The organism is Streptomyces sp. NPDC038213 (assembly GCF_055600495.1).
Window position 1 is genome coordinate 1 of sequence record NZ_JBVJYM010000028.1, and the last position, 15,339, is coordinate 15,339.

Below are 15,339 nucleotides of genomic sequence, written 5' to 3' on the forward strand. Positions count from 1 at the left end.
CTGCGCGGGGACGCCGACCTGGTGATCGACACCTCCAGCCTGAACGTGCACGAGCTGCGCGCCAAGATGGACGCCCAGTTCGCGGGCGACGAGGAGCCCGAGCTGCGGGCCACCGTCATGTCCTTCGGCTACAAGTACGGCCTGCCCGTCGACGCCGACCTCGTCGTGGACTGCCGCTTCATCCCGAACCCGCACTGGGTCCCGGAGCTGCGCCCCTTCACGGGCCTGAACCCGGAGGTCTCGGACTACGTCTTCGACCAGCCCGGCTCCAAGGAGTTCCTGGACCGCTACACCGAGCTCCTCCAGCTCATCGCGGCCGGGTACCGCCGCGAGGGCAAGCGGTACGTGACCATCGCCGTGGGCTGCACGGGCGGCAAGCACCGCAGCGTGGCCATGTCCGAGAAGCTCGCCGCCCGCCTGGCCTCCGAGGGAGTCGAGACCGTCGTCGTACACCGGGACATGGGGCGCGAGTGACCGGGAGGACCCTGCGGCTGCGCCGGCTGCGGCAGCTCACCCCGGGGCGCGGCACCGAGCCCCGGGCCGCCCGCAGGCGCGGCGCGCAGCCCAAGGTCGTGGCGCTCGGCGGGGGCATGGGCCTGTCGGCCTCCCTCGCCGCGCTGCGCCGCATCACCGGCGACCTGACCGCGGTGGTCACGGTCGCCGACGACGGCGGGTCCAGCGGCCGGCTGCGCGAGGAGCTGGGCGTCCTGCCCCCGGGCGACCTGCGCAAGGCCCTCGCGGCCCTGTGCGGGGACGACGACTGGGGCCAGACCTGGGCCCGGGTCATCCAGCACCGCTTCCAGTCCAAGGGCGAGATGCACGGCCACGCCGTGGGCAACCTCCTCATCGTGGCCCTCTGGGAGCAGCTCGGCGACCACGTCAGCGCCCTCGACCTGGTCGGGCGGCTGCTGGGCGCGCAGGGCCGGGTGCTGCCGATGTCCGCGGTCCCGCTGGAGCTCCAGGCGCTGGTACGGGGGCACGACCCGGCCCGCCCCGACGACGTGGACACCGTCCGCGGGCAGGCCACGGTCGCCCTCACCCCCGGCGAGGTGCAGTCCGTCCACCTGGTCCCGCACGACCCGCCGGCGGTCCCCGAGGCCGTCGAGGCGGTGCTCGACGCCGACTGGGTGGTGCTCGGCCCCGGCTCCTGGTTCTCCTCCGTGATCCCGCACCTGCTCGTCCCGCAGCTGCTCGACGCGCTGGCGCAGACCAAGGCCCGCCGGGTGCTCTCGCTGAACCTCGCGCCGCAGCCGGGCGAAACCGAGGGCTTCTCTCCGCAGCGTCATTTGGAGGTTTTGGCACGACACGCCCCTAAACTCGCCCTGGACGTGGTGCTGGCCGACGAGGCCGCCGTGCACGACCGCGAGTCCCTCGCCGATGCCGCCAAGCGGTTCGGCGCCGCGGTCGAGCTGGCGCCGGTGGCCAGGCCGGACGGAACTCCGAAGCACGATCCGGAGCTCCTGGCCGCCGCGTACGACCGTATTTTTCGGATGCATGGAAGGATCGGCCCATGGCGATGACTGCAGCGGTGAAGGACGAGATCTCGCGGCTCCCCGTCACCCGGACCTGCTGCAGGAAGGCGGAGGTCTCGGCGATCCTCCGGTTCGCGGGCGGCCTGCACCTGGTGAGCGGCCGCATCGTGATCGAGGCGGAGCTGGACACCGGCATCGCGGCGCGCCGGCTGCGCAAGGACATCCTGGAGATTTTCGGCCACTCCTCCGACCTCGTGGTGATGGCCCCCGGCGGACTGCGCCGCGGCAGCCGGTACGTGGTCCGGGTCGTGGCCGGCGGGGACCAGCTGGCCCGCCAGACGGGGCTCGTGGACGGCCGCGGGCGGCCCATCCGGGGTCTTCCCCCGCAGGTGGTCTCCGGGGCGACCTGTGATGCCGAGGCGGCCTGGCGCGGGGCCTTCCTGGCGCACGGCTCGCTCACCGAGCCGGGCCGCTCCTCCTCCCTGGAGGTGACCTGCCCGGGCCCCGAGGCCGCCCTCGCCCTGGTCGGCGCCGCCCGCCGGCTGTCCATCGCGGCCAAGGCCCGCGAGGTCCGCGGCGTGGACCGGGTCGTGGTCCGCGACGGCGACGCCATCGGCGCCCTGCTGACCCGCCTCGGCGCCCACGAGTCGGTGCTGGCCTGGGAGGAGCGCCGGATGCGGCGCGAGGTCCGCGCCACCGCCAACCGCCTGGCCAACTTCGACGACGCCAACCTGCGCCGCTCGGCCCGGGCGGCCGTGGCGGCCGGGGCCCGCGTGCAGCGCGCGCTGGAGATCCTCGCCGAGGAGGTCCCGGAGCACCTGGCGGCGGCCGGCCGGCTGCGCATGGAGCACAAGCAGGCCTCCCTGGAGGAGCTGGGCGCCCTCGCCGACCCGCCGCTGACCAAGGACGCGGTCGCGGGCCGGATCCGGCGGCTGCTGGCCATGGCCGACAAGCGGGCCCAGGACCTGGGCATCCCCGGCACCGAGTCGAACCTGACCGAGGAGATGGCCGACAACCTCGTCGGCTGAGGGCCGACGGCTCAGGGGCCGGGAGCGGGCGGCCGGGGCTGCGGGCCCCGGACCGGTCCGGCCGGAACACGCCCCCGGGGGCCGGTGCGCGCGGCGCACCGGCCCCTTCCGGTTGCCTCGGGAGACCGCCGAGAACTGCCGGAATTCCTGTTGACATGACCATGGAGGCTGGTGAGCCTGGCGTGCGACCCGCTTTGCGAAGACAACGCCCAGGGGGGCACATGATCCACCGCGCGAGATCGATCCTCGCCGCCGGAGTCCTCGTCCTCGGTTCCCTGGCCGCCGTACCGGCGGCCCAGGCGCAGCCGGGCGGCGGCCCCGCCCCGGCCGGGGACGACGTACGCGTCTACCAGGCAGACATCACGCGGGAGCAGGTCCCGCTCGTCCTGGCCGCCGGCCAGGACGCCCACGAGCTGGCCGAGCGCCCGCCGGCCCGGGGCACCGCCCGCGTCGAGCTGTTCCTCACCGCCGAGCAGGCCCGCGCGCTCGCCGCGCAGGGGGTCGCGCTCACCGAGCGCCGGCCCTCCGCGGGCGCCCTGGCCCGGGCCGGGGCCGCCGGGGACGGCGTGTTCCGGCCGTACAGCGGCCCGGGCGGGCTCAAGGAGGAGATCCTGGAGACCGCGCGGACCCACCCCGGTCTCGCCAAGGTCGTCTCGATCGGCAAGACCGTCCAGGGCAAGGACATCCTCGCGCTCAAGGTCTCCAAGAACGCGCGGACCACCAAGGACGGCGCGAAGCCCGCCGTGCTCTACATGTCCAACCAGCACGCCCGCGAGTGGATCACCCCCGAGATGACCCGGCGGCTGATGCACCACTACCTCGACAACTACGGCAGGGACCGCCGCGTCACCAAGGCCGTGGACTCCACCGAGCTGTGGTTCCTGCTCTCCGCCAACCCGGACGGCTACGACTACACCCACGCCGCCGACGGCCGCCGCCTGTGGCGCAAGAACATGCGGGACAACGACGGCGACGGCAAGCACACCAGCGGCGACGGCGTCGACCTCAACCGCAACTTCACCTACAAGTGGGGTTACGACAACGAGGGTTCCTCGCCCAGCCCGTTCAGCGAGACCTTCCGCGGCGCCGGACCGGGCTCCGAGCCCGAGACCGCGGCCCTCGACCGCTTCCAGCGGCGCATCGGCTTCGAGTACGGCATCAACTACCACTCCGCCGCCGAGCTGATCCTCTACGGCGTGGGCTGGCAGGTCGCCACCGACACCCCCGACGACGTGGTCTACAAGGCCCTCGCCGGCACCCCGGAGAAGCCCGCCGTCCCCGGCTACCACCCGCAGGTCTCCTCCGAGCTCTACACCACCAACGGCGAGGCCGACGGCCACGCCGCCAATGTCAACGGCATCATGATGTTCACGCCGGAGATGACCACCTGCCAGACGGCCTCCGCCCTCGACCCGAACGACCCGTGGCGGCCCCAGGACTGCCAGTCCGGCTTCAACTTCCCCGACGACGAGAAGCTAATCCAGGGCGAGTTCGCCAAGAACATCCCGTTCGCGCTGTCCGTGGCCGAGAGCGCCGCCCGGCCCGACCGGCCCAAGTCCTCCGTCGGCATGAAGGCGGCGGACTTCACCCCGAACCGCTTCGCCACCTCCTACGCCCGCGGCGGCGCCCAGCCCGTCTCCGTCACCGCCCGCAAGGCCCTGCGCGACAAGAAGCTCAACTACCGCGTCAACGGCGGCAGGACGCAGCGCGCGGACCTCAAGGCCTGGAAGGGCGGCAGGACCTACGGCGGCGACGACAACCTCTGGTACGACGAGTACCGGGCCGCGGTCCGCGGCGCGGACCAGGGGGACGCCGTCGAGGTCTGGTTCACCGGCCGCGACGAGGCCGGCAAGACGGTGGCCAGCAACTACTTCACGTACACCGTGGCCCAGCGCCCCCGCGCCGACGTGCTCGTGGTGGCCGAGGAGGGCGCGGGCGCCCCGCACGCGAAGAAGTACACCGACGCGCTGCGCCGCAGCGGCCGCTCCGCGGCGGTCTGGGACGCCTCCGCCAAGGGCGCACCCGACGCCCTGGGCGTCCTGTCCCACTTCCGCGCCGTCGTCCACTACACCGGCGCCCAGGCCCCCGGCGGACCCACCCAGCTCGCCCTGCGCTCCTACCTCAACGAGGGCGGCAAGCTGGTCGAGGCCGGCGAGCAGGCGGGCGGCGACGCCCAGGTCGGCCCCGCCGTCACGGACGACTTCAGCCAGTACTGGCTCGGCGCCTTCGGGCGCGTGGGCGCCCCCGGCGCCAACGGCTTCAACGGTGCGGGCCCCCTCGCGGGCGCCCGCGGCGCCCTCGGCGACGCCGCCGGGAACCCGCTGGACGGGCCGGGCGCCTACAGCCTGACCTCCGACGTCCTGCCCCCGGCGCAGTTCCCGCAGTTCAAGGGCGTGCAGGGCGGCAAGTACGCCGGGGTCGTCAACCCGTACGCCCCCTACGCCGGTTCCGGGATGGCCTCGGCCGTCCACGCCGACGACGACTGGAAGCGGCTGGTCCGCACGATCGACCTGACCGGGGTCACCGCCGCCGACCGCCCCGAGCTGCGCTTCGCGCTGAACTGGAACGTCGAGCAGGGCTACGACCACGTCCTGCTGGAGGCCCACCGCTCCGGCGCCGACGACTGGACCACCCTGCCCGAGGCCGACGGCCGCACCGTGCAGACCGTGCCGGAGGAGTGCGCGGCCGGGTTCTTCCTGCGCGGCCACCCCTTCCTCGGCCGCTACCTGACCCTCGGCTCCACCGGCTGCACGGCCGCGGGCACCACCGGCGCCTGGAACAGCTTCACCGGATCCTCCGGCGGCTGGCAGCAGGTCCGCTTCGACCTCAGCGCCTACGCGGGCACCAAGGTCGAGGTGGCCCTGTCCTCCGTCAGCGACGGCGGCTTCGGCGGCCGCGGGGTCTTCGCCGACCAGGCGCGCCTGGTCACAGGGGGTGCGGAGCGGGAGAACGAGGGCTTCGAGACCTCGCTCGGGGCCTGGACGGCCCAGGGCGCTCCGGCCGGAAGCCCCGTGATTCCGGGAGATTGGTCCCGTACGGGGGAGCTGTTCACCTCGTACGCGGCGGTGACTACGCGTGACACCGTCCTGCTCGGTTTCGGGCTGGAGCACGTGGCAAAGGCCGCGGACCGATCGCTACTCATCGGTAAGGCGCTGGGCTCCCTCCGGCGCTGACTCTGAGTAGTCGGGACCGAAGTCCCCTGGCGGGCCGCCGCGGCCCATTGGTACAGCCCGCCAGGGGGCCCGCACGGCGATCCGCACGAGTGTAAGAGCGCCGCCGATGTCACCCAAAGGCTCACGGAGAGGTAGGGTCGGAGGCGGTCGGGGACATCCCATACAGCTCGCCGGGTGACAGACCGGCACACCAACGAGGAGATCGGTTCGTGACGATCCGCGTAGGCATCAACGGTTTTGGCCGTATCGGCCGTAACTACTTCCGGGCGCTCCTTGAGCAGGGGGCGGACATCGAGATCGTCGGTGTCAACGACCTGACGGACAACGCGACGCTGGTGCACCTGCTCAAGTACGACACCATCCTGGGACGCCTCAAGGCCGAGGTGACCCACACCGACGACACGATCACGGTCGACGGCCACACCTTCAAGACCTTCGCGGAGCGCGACCCCGCGAACCTCCCCTGGGGCGAGCTGGGCGCCGACATCGTCGTCGAGTCCACCGGCATCTTCACGAAGAAGGCCGACGCCGCCAAGCACATCGCGGCCGGCGCGAAGAAGGTCCTCATCTCGGCTCCGGCCAAGGACGAGGACATCACCATCGTGATGGGCGTCAACCACGAGAACTACGACGCGGCCAACCACCACGTCATCTCCAACGCCTCCTGCACCACCAACTGCGTGGCGCCGATGGCGAAGGTCCTCGACGAGAACTTCGGCATCGTCAAGGGCATGATGACCACGGTCCACGCCTACACGAACGACCAGCGGATCCTGGACTTCCCGCACTCGGACCTGCGCCGCGCCCGCGCCGCCGCCGAGAACATCATCCCGACCTCGACGGGTGCCGCCAAGGCCACCGCCCTGGTCCTCCCGCAGCTCAAGGGCAAGCTGGACGGCATCGCCATGCGCGTCCCGGTGCCCACCGGCTCGGTCACCGACCTCGTCCTGCAGCTCTCCCGCGAGACCACCCGGGAAGAGATCAACGCCGCCTTCCAGAAGGCCGCCGAAGGCCAGCTGAAGGGCATCCTCGACTACACCGAGGACGCGATCGTGTCCTCGGACATCGTCAACTGGCCGGCCTCCTGCACCTTCGACTCCTCGCTGACGATGGTCCAGGACGGCACGCAGGTCAAGGTCGTCGGCTGGTACGACAACGAGTGGGGCTACTCCAACCGACTCGTCGACCTCACCGTCTTCGTTGGTGGTCAGCTCTAAGCACCACGAGCAAGTCACCACGATGTGAGCACCAGGGTCCGGGCAGCGCGACGAAGCGCAGCACGGGCCCTGTTGTTTGCCCGTTCCCCTTCCGCGCCCTTCCCCGAAGGGTTCACAAGGAGTCTGAAACACCTATGAAGACGATCGACGAACTTCTCTCCGAAGGCGTCGCCGGCAAGCGGGTCTTCGTCCGCGCCGACCTCAACGTGCCGCTGGCCGACGGCGCCATCACCGACGACGGCCGCATCCGCGCCGTGCTGCCGACCATCGCGAAGCTCGCCGAGGCGGGTGCCCGCGTGATCGTCGCCTCGCACCTGGGCCGCCCCAAGGGCGCCCCGGACCCGGCCTTCTCGCTGGCCCCCGCCGCCGTCCGCCTCGGCGAACTGCTCGGCCAGGAGGTGGCGTTCGCCACCGACACCGTCGGCGACTCCGCCAAGGAGACCGTCGCCGCGCTCGCCGACGGCCGCGTCGCCGTGATCGAGAACCTGCGCTTCAACGCGGGCGAGACCAGCAAGGACGACGCCGAGCGCGGCGCCTTCGCGGACAAGCTCGCGGAGCTGGCGGACGTGTACGTCGGTGACGGCTTCGGCGCCGTGCACCGCAAGCACGCCTCGGTCTTCGACCTCCCCGCCCGCCTGCCGCACGCGGCCGGCTACCTGATCGCCACCGAGGTCGGCGTCCTGAAGAAGCTCACCGACGAGGTCAAGCGCCCGTACGTGGTCGTCCTCGGCGGGGCCAAGGTCTCCGACAAGCTCGCCGTCATCGACGAGCTGCTCGGCAAGGCCGACCGCCTGCTGATCGGCGGCGGCATGGCGTACACCTTCCTCTACGCCCTGGGCCACGAGGTCGGCATCTCCCTGCTCCAGAAGGACCAGGTCGACACGGTCAAGGAGTACATGGCCCGCGCCGAGGCCAACGGCGTCGAGCTGGTCCTCCCCGTCGACGTGCTCGTCTCCACGGAATTCCCCGACCTCAAGGGCAAGACCCCGGCGGACTACGACACCGTGGACGCCGACAAGATCCCCTCCGACAAGGAGGGGCTCGACATCGGCCCGAAGACCCGCGAGCTCTACGCCTCCAAGATCGCCGACGCCGGTACGGTCTTCTGGAACGGCCCCGTCGGCGTCTTCGAGCACCCCGACTACGCCAAGGGCACCGCAGCCGTCGCCCAGGCCCTGCTCGACAGCAGCGCCTACACCGTGGTCGGCGGCGGCGACAGTGCCGCCGCGGTCCGCATCCTGGGCTTCGACGAGAATGCCTTCGGCCACATTTCCACCGGTGGCGGCGCCAGCCTCGAGTACCTCGAAGGCAAGACGCTCCCCGGTCTCGCCGCCCTGGAGGGCTGAACCACATGAGCAACCGCACCCCGCTGATGGCGGGCAACTGGAAGATGAACCTCAACCACCTCGAGGCCATCGCCCACGTCCAGAAGCTCGCCTTCGCCCTCACCGACAAGGACTACGACGCGACCGAGGTCGCCGTCCTGGTCCCCTTCACCGACCTGCGCTCCGTGCAGACCCTGGTCGACGGCGACAAGCTGAAGATCAAGTACGGCGCCCAGGACATCTCGGCGCACGAGTCGGGCGCCTACACCGGCGAGATCTCCGGCCCGATGCTCGCCAAGCTGCGCGCCGCGTACGTGGCCGTCGGTCACAGCGAGCGGCGCCAGTACCACGGTGAGTCCGACGAGCTGTGCAACGCCAAGGTGAAGGCCGCCTTCGCCCACGGCATCACGCCGATCCTGTGCGTGGGCGAGGGCCTGGAGGTCCGCAAGGCCGGCCAGCAGGTCCCGCACACCCTCGCGCAGGTCGACGGCGGGCTGAAGGACCTCCCGGCCGAGCAGGCCGAGACCATCGTCATCGCCTACGAGCCCGTGTGGGCCATCGGCACCGGCGAGGTCGCCACCCCCGAGGACGCCCAGGAGGTCTGCGGGGCCATCCGCGGCCGCCTCGCGGAGCTGTACTCCCAGGAGCTGGCCGACAAGGTCCGCATCCAGTACGGCGGCTCCGTGAAGTCCGGGAACATCGCCGCGATCATGGCCCAGGCCGACGTGGACGGCGCCCTGGTCGGCGGCGCGGCGCTCGACGCGGACGAGTTCGTGAAGATCGTCCGCTTCCGCGACCAGTGACGGTCGCTGTGAGTATGCGGTAGGACGGATCCGTCGTACCCTTGCGGGGGCCGGTGGCTGAGACAGCCGCCAGGCCCCCGCTTCGATTCCCGGAAAGTCCCGGAAATCCCGGAAAACCCGGAAAGTCCAGGAAAGTAGGATCCAGCCGTGATTATGGGGTTCTCGATCGCCCTGATCGTCTTCAGCCTGCTGCTGATGCTGCTGGTGCTGATGCACAAGGGCAAGGGCGGCGGCCTCTCCGACATGTTCGGTGGCGGCATGCAGTCCTCCGTGGGCGGTTCCTCCGTCGCGGAGCGCAACCTCGACCGCATCACCGTGGTGGTCGGTCTGCTGTGGTTCGCGTGCATTGTCGCGCTCGGCCTCCTCATGAAGCTCGACAGCTGACCCCGGGCGAGTAACTCGCGCCATTGGATGCGCGTTGGGCCTTCCGTAGACTGGGGCGCCCGCGGCGGAAATCACCTCACGCTTCGCGGCACCATCACGCAGGGAGTTACGACCGTGGCAAGTGGCAACGCCATCCGTGGAAGTCGGGTCGGAGCGGGGCCGATGGGTGAGGCCGAGCGCGGCGAGTCCGCGCCCCGCCTGCGCATCTCCTTCTGGTGCTCGAACGGGCACGAGACGCAGCCGAGCTTCGCGAGCGACGCGCAGGTGCCGGACACCTGGGACTGCCCGCGCTGCGGGTTCCCGGCCGGCCAGGACCGGGACAACCCCCCGGCCCCCCCGCGCACCGAGCCGTACAAGACCCACCTCGCCTACGTCCGCGAACGGCGCACCGACGCCGACGGGGAGGCGATCCTCGCCGAGGCCCTCGCCAAGCTGCGGGGCGAGATCTGACGCGCAGCGCGCACGCACGTCGCCGGGCCCGGCCCGCGGGAGTCCTTCTCCCGCGGGCCGGGCCCGTTTGTGCGCGTTGACCCCGTTGCGATCCTTTAGGTTGGGGGGTGGCGGGGCACAACAGGACGGAAGAAATGGGTTGATGTCCGAGATGAACGCAGGCGGCCACACCAGGCTCAACCGGACGCCGGAGTGGGCGGCGCTCGCGAAGCACCGGGAGCAGCTGGGCCAGACGCATCTGCGCGAGCTCTTCGAGGCCGATCCCGGCCGCGGCTCCGGCTACACCCTGCAGGTCGGCGATCTGCACATCGACTACTCCAAGCACCTCGTCACCGACGAGACGCTGGCCCTGCTGAGGGAGCTGGCGGCGGCGACCGGGGTGGCGGAGCTGCGGGACGCGATGTTCCGCGGCGAGAAGATCAACACCACGGAGGACCGGGCGGTCCTGCACACGGCCCTGCGGGCCCCCGCGGACGCCGTGGTCGAGGTGGACGGGCACAACGTCGTCCCCGAGGTGCACGCGGTCCTGGACCGGATGGCGGAGTTCAGCGAGCGGGTCCGCTCGGGCGCCTGGACCGGCCACACCGGACGCCGCATCCGCACCGTCGTCAACATCGGCATCGGCGGCTCCGACCTCGGTCCGGCGATGGCGTACGAGGCCCTGCGCTCCTTCACGCAGCGGGACCTCGCCGTGCGCTTCGTCTCCAACGTCGACGGCGCCGACCTGCACGAGGCGGTGCGGGACCTCGACCCGGCCGAGACGCTGTTCGTGATCGCCTCCAAGACCTTCACGACCATCGAGACCATCACCAACGCCACCTCGGCCCGCGCCTGGCTGCTGGAGGGCCTGGGCGGCGACCGCGAGGCCGTGGCCCGGCACTTCGTGGCCCTGTCGACGAACGCCGAGAAGGTCGCGGAGTTCGGCATCGACACGGCGAACATGTTCGAGTTCTGGGACTGGGTCGGCGGCCGGTACTCGTACGACTCCGCCATCGGGCTCTCGCTGATGATCGCCGTCGGCCCGGAGAACTTCCGCGAGATGCTGGCCGGCTTCCACCTCGTCGACGAGCACTTCCGCACCGCGCCGCCGGAGGCCAACGCGCCGCTGCTGATGGGCCTGTTGGGGGTCTGGTACGGGGCCTTCTTCGACGCGCAGTCGCACGCGGTGCTGCCGTACAGCCACTACCTGTCCAAGTTCACCGCGTACTTGCAGCAGCTGGACATGGAGTCCAACGGCAAGTCCGTGGACCGGGACGGCAATCCGGTGGACTGGCAGACCGGGCCGGTGGTGTGGGGCACGCCCGGGACCAACGGGCAGCACGCGTACTACCAGTTGATCCACCAGGGTACGAAGGTGATCCCGGCCGACTTCATCGGCTTCGCCCGGCCGGTGGCGGGGCTGTCGCCGGCGCTCGCCGCCCAGCACGACCTGCTGATGGCCAACTTCTTCGCGCAGACGCAGGCGCTGGCCTTCGGCAAGACGCCGGAGGAGGTGCGGGCGGAGGGGGTCGCTGAGGCGCTCGTCCCGCACAAGACCTTCCTCGGCAACCACCCGACGACCACCGTGCTGGCGGGGGAGCTGACGCCGTCCGTGCTGGGGCAGCTGATCGCGCTCTACGAGCACAAGGTGTTCGTGCAGGGGGCGGTGTGGAACATCGACTCCTTCGACCAGTGGGGGGTCGAGCTGGGGAAGGTGCTGGCCAAGCGGGTGGAGCCGGCGCTGACGGAGGGTGCCGATGTGGCGGGCCTCGATCCGTCCAGTGTGGCGCTGGTCGCCACGTACCGGTCGCTGCGCGGCCGCTGACCCTTCCGTACCGGGCCCGCTGCGCGGGGCCGTTTCCCCTACCCTCCCCCAGACTCCGTCCGGGGGGACCCCCTGGCGAGGCTTGATTTGCCGCGCAGCGGCAATATCAAGCCCGCGCGGCGATTGAGCGCACCGGGCGCGGAGCGCACGGTCCGGGGGTCCGGGGGCTTGCCCCCGGTTTCGGGAAGGGGCGGGTAGGGGAGAGCGCAATGCCGAAGGCCCCGCTCTCCTCGGGAGGAGGGCGGGGCCTTCGGTTCGGGATCCGGGTTACGCCGGGAGCTTCGCGGCAGCGGACCGGTCCAGGAGCCACACGGTGCGGGAGCGGCCGGACACGGCGGCGGCCGGCACCTGGACACCCCCCGCCCCGCCCAGCGCCAGCGCCACCGCACCGGCCTTGTCCTCGCCCGCCGCCAGCAGCCAGACCTCGCGCGCCGCCCGGATCGCCGGGAGCGTGAGCGAGATCCGCGTGGGCGGCGGCTTCGGCGCGCCGTGCACGCCGACGACCGTGCGCTCGGTCTCCCGTACCGCCGGGTGCTCGGGGAAGAGCGAGGCGACGTGGGTGTCCGGGCCCACGCCCAGCATCAGGACGTCGAAGGCGGGGACCCCGGCCCGGTCGTCCGGGCCCGCCGCGGCGGCCAGTTCGGCCGCGTACGCCGCGGCTGCGGCGTCCACGTCCGTGCCGTACGGGCCGTCGAGCGCCGGCATGGCGTGCACCCGCGCCGGGTCCACCGGGACCGCGTCCAGCAGGGCCGCACGGGCCTGTACGTGGTTGCGCTCCGGGTCCTCGGCGGCGACGTACCGCTCGTCGCCCCACCACAGGTCCAGCCGCGACCAGTCCACCGCGTCCCGGGCGGGCGCGGCGGCGAGGGCGGCCAGCAGGCCGTTGCCGTTGCGCCCGCCGGTGAGCACGACCGACGCCGTACCGCGCTCGGCCTGGGCGTCCACGATCTTCGTGATCAGCCGGGCCGCCGCGGCCTGCGCCATCAGCTCCTTGTCGCGGTGGACGACCACCTGCGGAGCGGCCGGGGCGGTCACTTCGCGGCCGCCTTCCGGGCCGGCTTGGCCGCCGTCTGCTTCGCGGCCGTCTGCTTCGCGGCCGTCTGCTTGGCGGAGGCGGGCTTGGCCGGGGCGGACTCGGCGGAGGCGGGCTCCGCCGCCGGCCCGGCCGCCGCGCCGGACTCCGGCGCCGGCTGCGGGGCCGCCGCAGCGGCCCGTTCCGCCTGCGCCGCCGCCGCGTGCAGCTTGTCCACGCCGAACTTCACCGCGGACTCGTACGTGTTGTCCGGGTCCAGCCGGCGCAGCTCCTCCGCGAGCAGCTCCGCGGTGTCCCGGCGCTTGAGCGCCACCGCGCGGTCGGGCTGCCCCGGCATGCTCAGCGTGCCCAGGAAGCCGTCCGCCCGGTCGAGGACGATCGCGCCGTCCGCGGTCTCCAGGCGTACGGCGGTCAGCCCGGGTCCGGCGGACACGGACCGGCGCACCGGCACCTGGAGCCGGTCCGCCAGCCACATGGCCAGCAGTTCGCAGCTCGGGTTCTCGTCCTCGCCCTCGACCACCGCGGAGGTGATCGACAGCGCCTGCTGGTCCAGGGCCGCGGCGAGCATGGAGCGCCACGGGGTGATCCGGGTCCAGGACAGGTCGGTGTCCCCGGGGGCGTAGGCGGCGGCGCGCGAGCCGAGCTCCGCGAGGGGGTCCTCGGCCGCGTACGTGTCCGTGATCCGGCGCTGGGCGAGGGCGCCCAGCGGGTCGCCGGCGAGGTCCGGGGGCGCACCCTCGGGCCACCAGACGACCACGGGGGCGTCCGGCAGCAGCAGCGGCAGGACCACCGACTGGGCGTGGTGGACCAGCTCGCCGTGCAGCCGCAGGACAACCGTTTCACCGGTGCCCGAGTCGGCGCCGACGCGCACCTCGGCGTCGAGCCGTGCGTCGCGCCGGCTGCGCGGCGAGCGGCTGACCCGCTTGATGACCACGATGATCCGCGAGGGGTGTTCGTGGGAGGCGTCGTTCGCCGACTTGAGCGCGTCGTACGCGTTCTCCTCGTCGGTGACGATCACCAGCGTGAGCACCATGCCGATGGCCGGGGTGCCGATGTCCCGGCGCGCCTGCACCAGGGCGCTGTTGATCTTGCTGGAGGTGGTCTCCGTGAGGTCGATCTTCATGGCCGGCGCCAGCTCCGTCCGTCTCGTGCGAGCATCTCGTCCGCCTCGTCCGGACCCCAGGTGCCCGCCGGGTACTGCGCGGGCTTGCCGTGCGTGTCCCAGTACTTCTCGATCGGGTCGAGGATGTTCCAGGACAGCTCGACCTCCTGGTGGCGCGGGAAGAGGTTCGCGTCACCGAGGAGCACGTCGAGGATCAGCCGCTCGTAGGCCTCCGGGCTGGACTCCGTGAAGGACTCGCCGTACGCGAAGTCCATGGTCACGTCGCGGACCTCCATGGAGGTGCCGGGGACCTTCGAGCCGAAGCGCACCGTGACGCCCTCGTCCGGCTGTACGCGGATGACCAGGGCGTTCTGCCCCAGCTCCTCGGTCGCGCCGGATTCGAAGGGCAGGTACGGGGCCCGCTTGAAGACCACGGCGATCTCCGTCACCCGGCGGCCCAGGCGCTTGCCCGTCCGCAGGTAGAAGGGGACGCCCGCCCAGCGGCGGTTGTTGATCTCCAGGCGGATCGCGGCGTAGGTGTCCGTCTTCGAGGCGGGGTCGATGCCGTCCTCTTCGAGGTAGCCGACCACCTTCTCGCCGCCCTGCCAGGCCGAGGTGTACTGGCCGCGGACGGTGTCCTTGCCGAGGTCCTCGGGGATCTCGACGGCGCTGAGCACCTTCAGCTTCTCCGCCACCAGCGCCTTGGGGTGGAAGGAGCCGGGCTCCTCCATCGCCGTGAGCGCGAGCAGCTGGAGCAGGTGGTTCTGGATGACGTCGCGGGCGGCGCCGATGCCGTCGTAGTACCCGGCGCGGCCGCCGATGCCGATGTCCTCGGCCATGGTGATCTGCACGTGGTCCACGTAGGACCGGTTCCAGATCGGCTCGAACATCGTGTTGGCGAAGCGGAGCGCCAGGATGTTCTGGACGGTCTCCTTGCCGAGGTAGTGGTCGATCCGGAAGACCTCGTCGCGCGGGAAGACCTCGTGGACGATCTGGTTGAGCTCCTGAGCGCTCTCCAGGTCGTGCCCGAACGGCTTCTCGATGACCGCGCGGCGCCAGGAGCCCTCCTTCTCGGCCAGCCCGTGCTTCTTGAGCTGCTGGACGACCTGGGGGAAGAACTTCGGCGGCACGGACAGGTAGAAGGCGAAGTTGCCGCCCGTCCCCTGCGCCTTGTCCAGCTCCTCGATCGTCGCCTTCAGCGTCTCGAAGGCGTTGTCGTCGTCGAAGTCGCCCTGGACGAACCGGCAGCCCTGCACCAGCTGCTGCCAGACCTCCTCGCGGAAGGGCGTGCGCGAGTGCTGCTTGACCGCGTCGTGGACCTCCTGCGCGAAGTCCTCGTCCTGCCACTCGCGGCGGGCGAACCCGATCAGGGAGAAGCCCGGGGGCAGCAGACCGCGGTTCGCGAGGTCGTAGACGGCGGGCATCAGCTTCTTGCGCGAGAGGTCGCCCGTAACGCCGAAAATGACCAGGCCGGACGGCCCCGCGATACGCGGGAGCCGCCGGTCCTGTGCGTCACGAAGCGGGTTCGCTCCGTTTACAGACAAGGTG

The 15,339-nt window shown here is 71.8% G+C and carries 13 protein-coding genes; 10 read left to right on the forward strand and 3 right to left on the reverse strand.

Annotated elements, in window-relative coordinates:
• The 10 genes from ACZ7JZ_RS28380 to pgi form a co-directional block, all read left to right on the forward strand.
• Positions 1-474, forward strand: a 474-nt coding sequence (locus tag ACZ7JZ_RS28380) for a RapZ C-terminal domain-containing protein (protein ID WP_470944075.1), incomplete at its 5' end; no start/stop codon positions are given.
• The gene (locus tag ACZ7JZ_RS28385) at positions 471-1,520 is read left to right on the forward strand and encodes a gluconeogenesis factor YvcK family protein (protein WP_470944078.1); all 1,050 of its coding nucleotides are present in this window, start codon (positions 471-473) and stop codon (positions 1,518-1,520) included. The genes ACZ7JZ_RS28380 and ACZ7JZ_RS28385, both read left to right, overlap by 4 nt.
• A complete protein-coding gene (gene whiA, locus ACZ7JZ_RS28390; protein WP_470944080.1) occupies positions 1,511-2,500 on the forward strand; it encodes a DNA-binding protein WhiA in 990 nt (329 codons plus the stop codon). Before ACZ7JZ_RS28385 ends, whiA begins: the two co-directional genes overlap by 10 nt.
• Positions 2,501-2,721: 221 nt before the next feature.
• Positions 2,722-5,673: a M14 family metallopeptidase gene (locus tag ACZ7JZ_RS28395; protein WP_470944082.1), complete on the forward strand. Its 2,952-nt coding sequence runs from the start codon at positions 2,722-2,724 to the stop codon at positions 5,671-5,673.
• A gap of 209 nt (positions 5,674-5,882) precedes the next feature.
• Positions 5,883-6,890 (forward strand): type I glyceraldehyde-3-phosphate dehydrogenase, encoded by a 1,008-nt coding sequence (gene gap / locus ACZ7JZ_RS28400; RefSeq protein WP_470944084.1) that lies wholly within the window; start codon positions 5,883-5,885, stop codon positions 6,888-6,890.
• A gap of 134 nt (positions 6,891-7,024) precedes the next feature.
• The gene (locus ACZ7JZ_RS28405) at positions 7,025-8,236 is read left to right on the forward strand and encodes a phosphoglycerate kinase (protein ID WP_470944088.1); all 1,212 of its coding nucleotides are present in this window, start codon (positions 7,025-7,027) and stop codon (positions 8,234-8,236) included.
• A gap of 5 nt (positions 8,237-8,241) precedes the next feature.
• Positions 8,242-9,018, forward strand: coding sequence for a triose-phosphate isomerase (tpiA, locus tag ACZ7JZ_RS28410; protein ID WP_470944091.1), 777 nt, complete (start codon positions 8,242-8,244; stop codon positions 9,016-9,018).
• Between the two features lie 153 nt (positions 9,019-9,171).
• Positions 9,172-9,402: a preprotein translocase subunit SecG gene (secG, locus tag ACZ7JZ_RS28415; protein WP_226735004.1), complete on the forward strand. Its 231-nt coding sequence runs from the start codon at positions 9,172-9,174 to the stop codon at positions 9,400-9,402.
• Positions 9,403-9,516: 114 nt separating this feature from the next.
• Positions 9,517-9,852 carry an RNA polymerase-binding protein RbpA gene (locus tag ACZ7JZ_RS28420; protein ID WP_007263454.1) on the forward strand — a complete coding sequence of 112 codons (336 nt, stop codon included), beginning with the start codon at positions 9,517-9,519 and terminating at the stop codon, positions 9,850-9,852.
• Between the two features lie 151 nt (positions 9,853-10,003).
• Positions 10,004-11,656, forward strand: coding sequence for a glucose-6-phosphate isomerase (gene pgi / locus ACZ7JZ_RS28425; RefSeq protein WP_470944275.1), 1,653 nt, complete (start codon positions 10,004-10,006; stop codon positions 11,654-11,656).
• A gap of 267 nt (positions 11,657-11,923) precedes the next feature.
• Here the strand turns inward: pgi and pgl are convergent, their stop codons facing one another.
• From pgl to zwf, 3 genes are read right to left on the reverse strand one after another with little or no spacing between them, the layout of a single operon-like run.
• Positions 11,924-12,691, reverse strand: a complete 768-nt coding sequence (gene pgl, locus ACZ7JZ_RS28430) for a 6-phosphogluconolactonase (protein ID WP_470944093.1) — start codon at positions 12,689-12,691, stop codon at positions 11,924-11,926.
• Positions 12,688-13,812 (reverse strand): glucose-6-phosphate dehydrogenase assembly protein OpcA, encoded by a 1,125-nt coding sequence (gene opcA / locus ACZ7JZ_RS28435; RefSeq protein ID WP_470944097.1) that lies wholly within the window; start codon positions 13,810-13,812, stop codon positions 12,688-12,690. Before opcA ends, pgl begins: the two co-directional genes overlap by 4 nt.
• Positions 13,809-15,335 carry a glucose-6-phosphate dehydrogenase gene (gene zwf, locus ACZ7JZ_RS28440; RefSeq protein ID WP_470944100.1) on the reverse strand — a complete coding sequence of 509 codons (1,527 nt, stop codon included), beginning with the start codon at positions 15,333-15,335 and terminating at the stop codon, positions 13,809-13,811. The genes opcA and zwf overlap by 4 nt, the downstream gene beginning before the upstream one ends.
• Positions 15,336-15,339 lie beyond the last annotated feature (4 nt).

Bases quoted from the DNA above. Each gene is read 5' to 3' on its own strand.
- whiA (WP_470944080.1), top strand. From the start codon at position 1,511: ATGGCGATGACTGCAGCGGTGAAGGACGAGATCTCGCGGCTCCCCGTC.
- ACZ7JZ_RS28395 (WP_470944082.1), top strand. From the start codon at position 2,722: ATGATCCACCGCGCGAGATCGATCCTCGCCGCCGGAGTCCTCGTCCTC.
- ACZ7JZ_RS28405 (WP_470944088.1), top strand. From the start codon at position 7,025: ATGAAGACGATCGACGAACTTCTCTCCGAAGGCGTCGCCGGCAAGCGG.
- tpiA (WP_470944091.1), top strand. From the start codon at position 8,242: ATGAGCAACCGCACCCCGCTGATGGCGGGCAACTGGAAGATGAACCTC.
- secG (WP_226735004.1), top strand. From the start codon at position 9,172: ATGGGGTTCTCGATCGCCCTGATCGTCTTCAGCCTGCTGCTGATGCTG.
- pgi (WP_470944275.1), top strand. From the start codon at position 10,004: ATGAACGCAGGCGGCCACACCAGGCTCAACCGGACGCCGGAGTGGGCG.
- opcA (WP_470944097.1), bottom strand. From the start codon at position 13,812: ATGAAGATCGACCTCACGGAGACCACCTCCAGCAAGATCAACAGCGCC.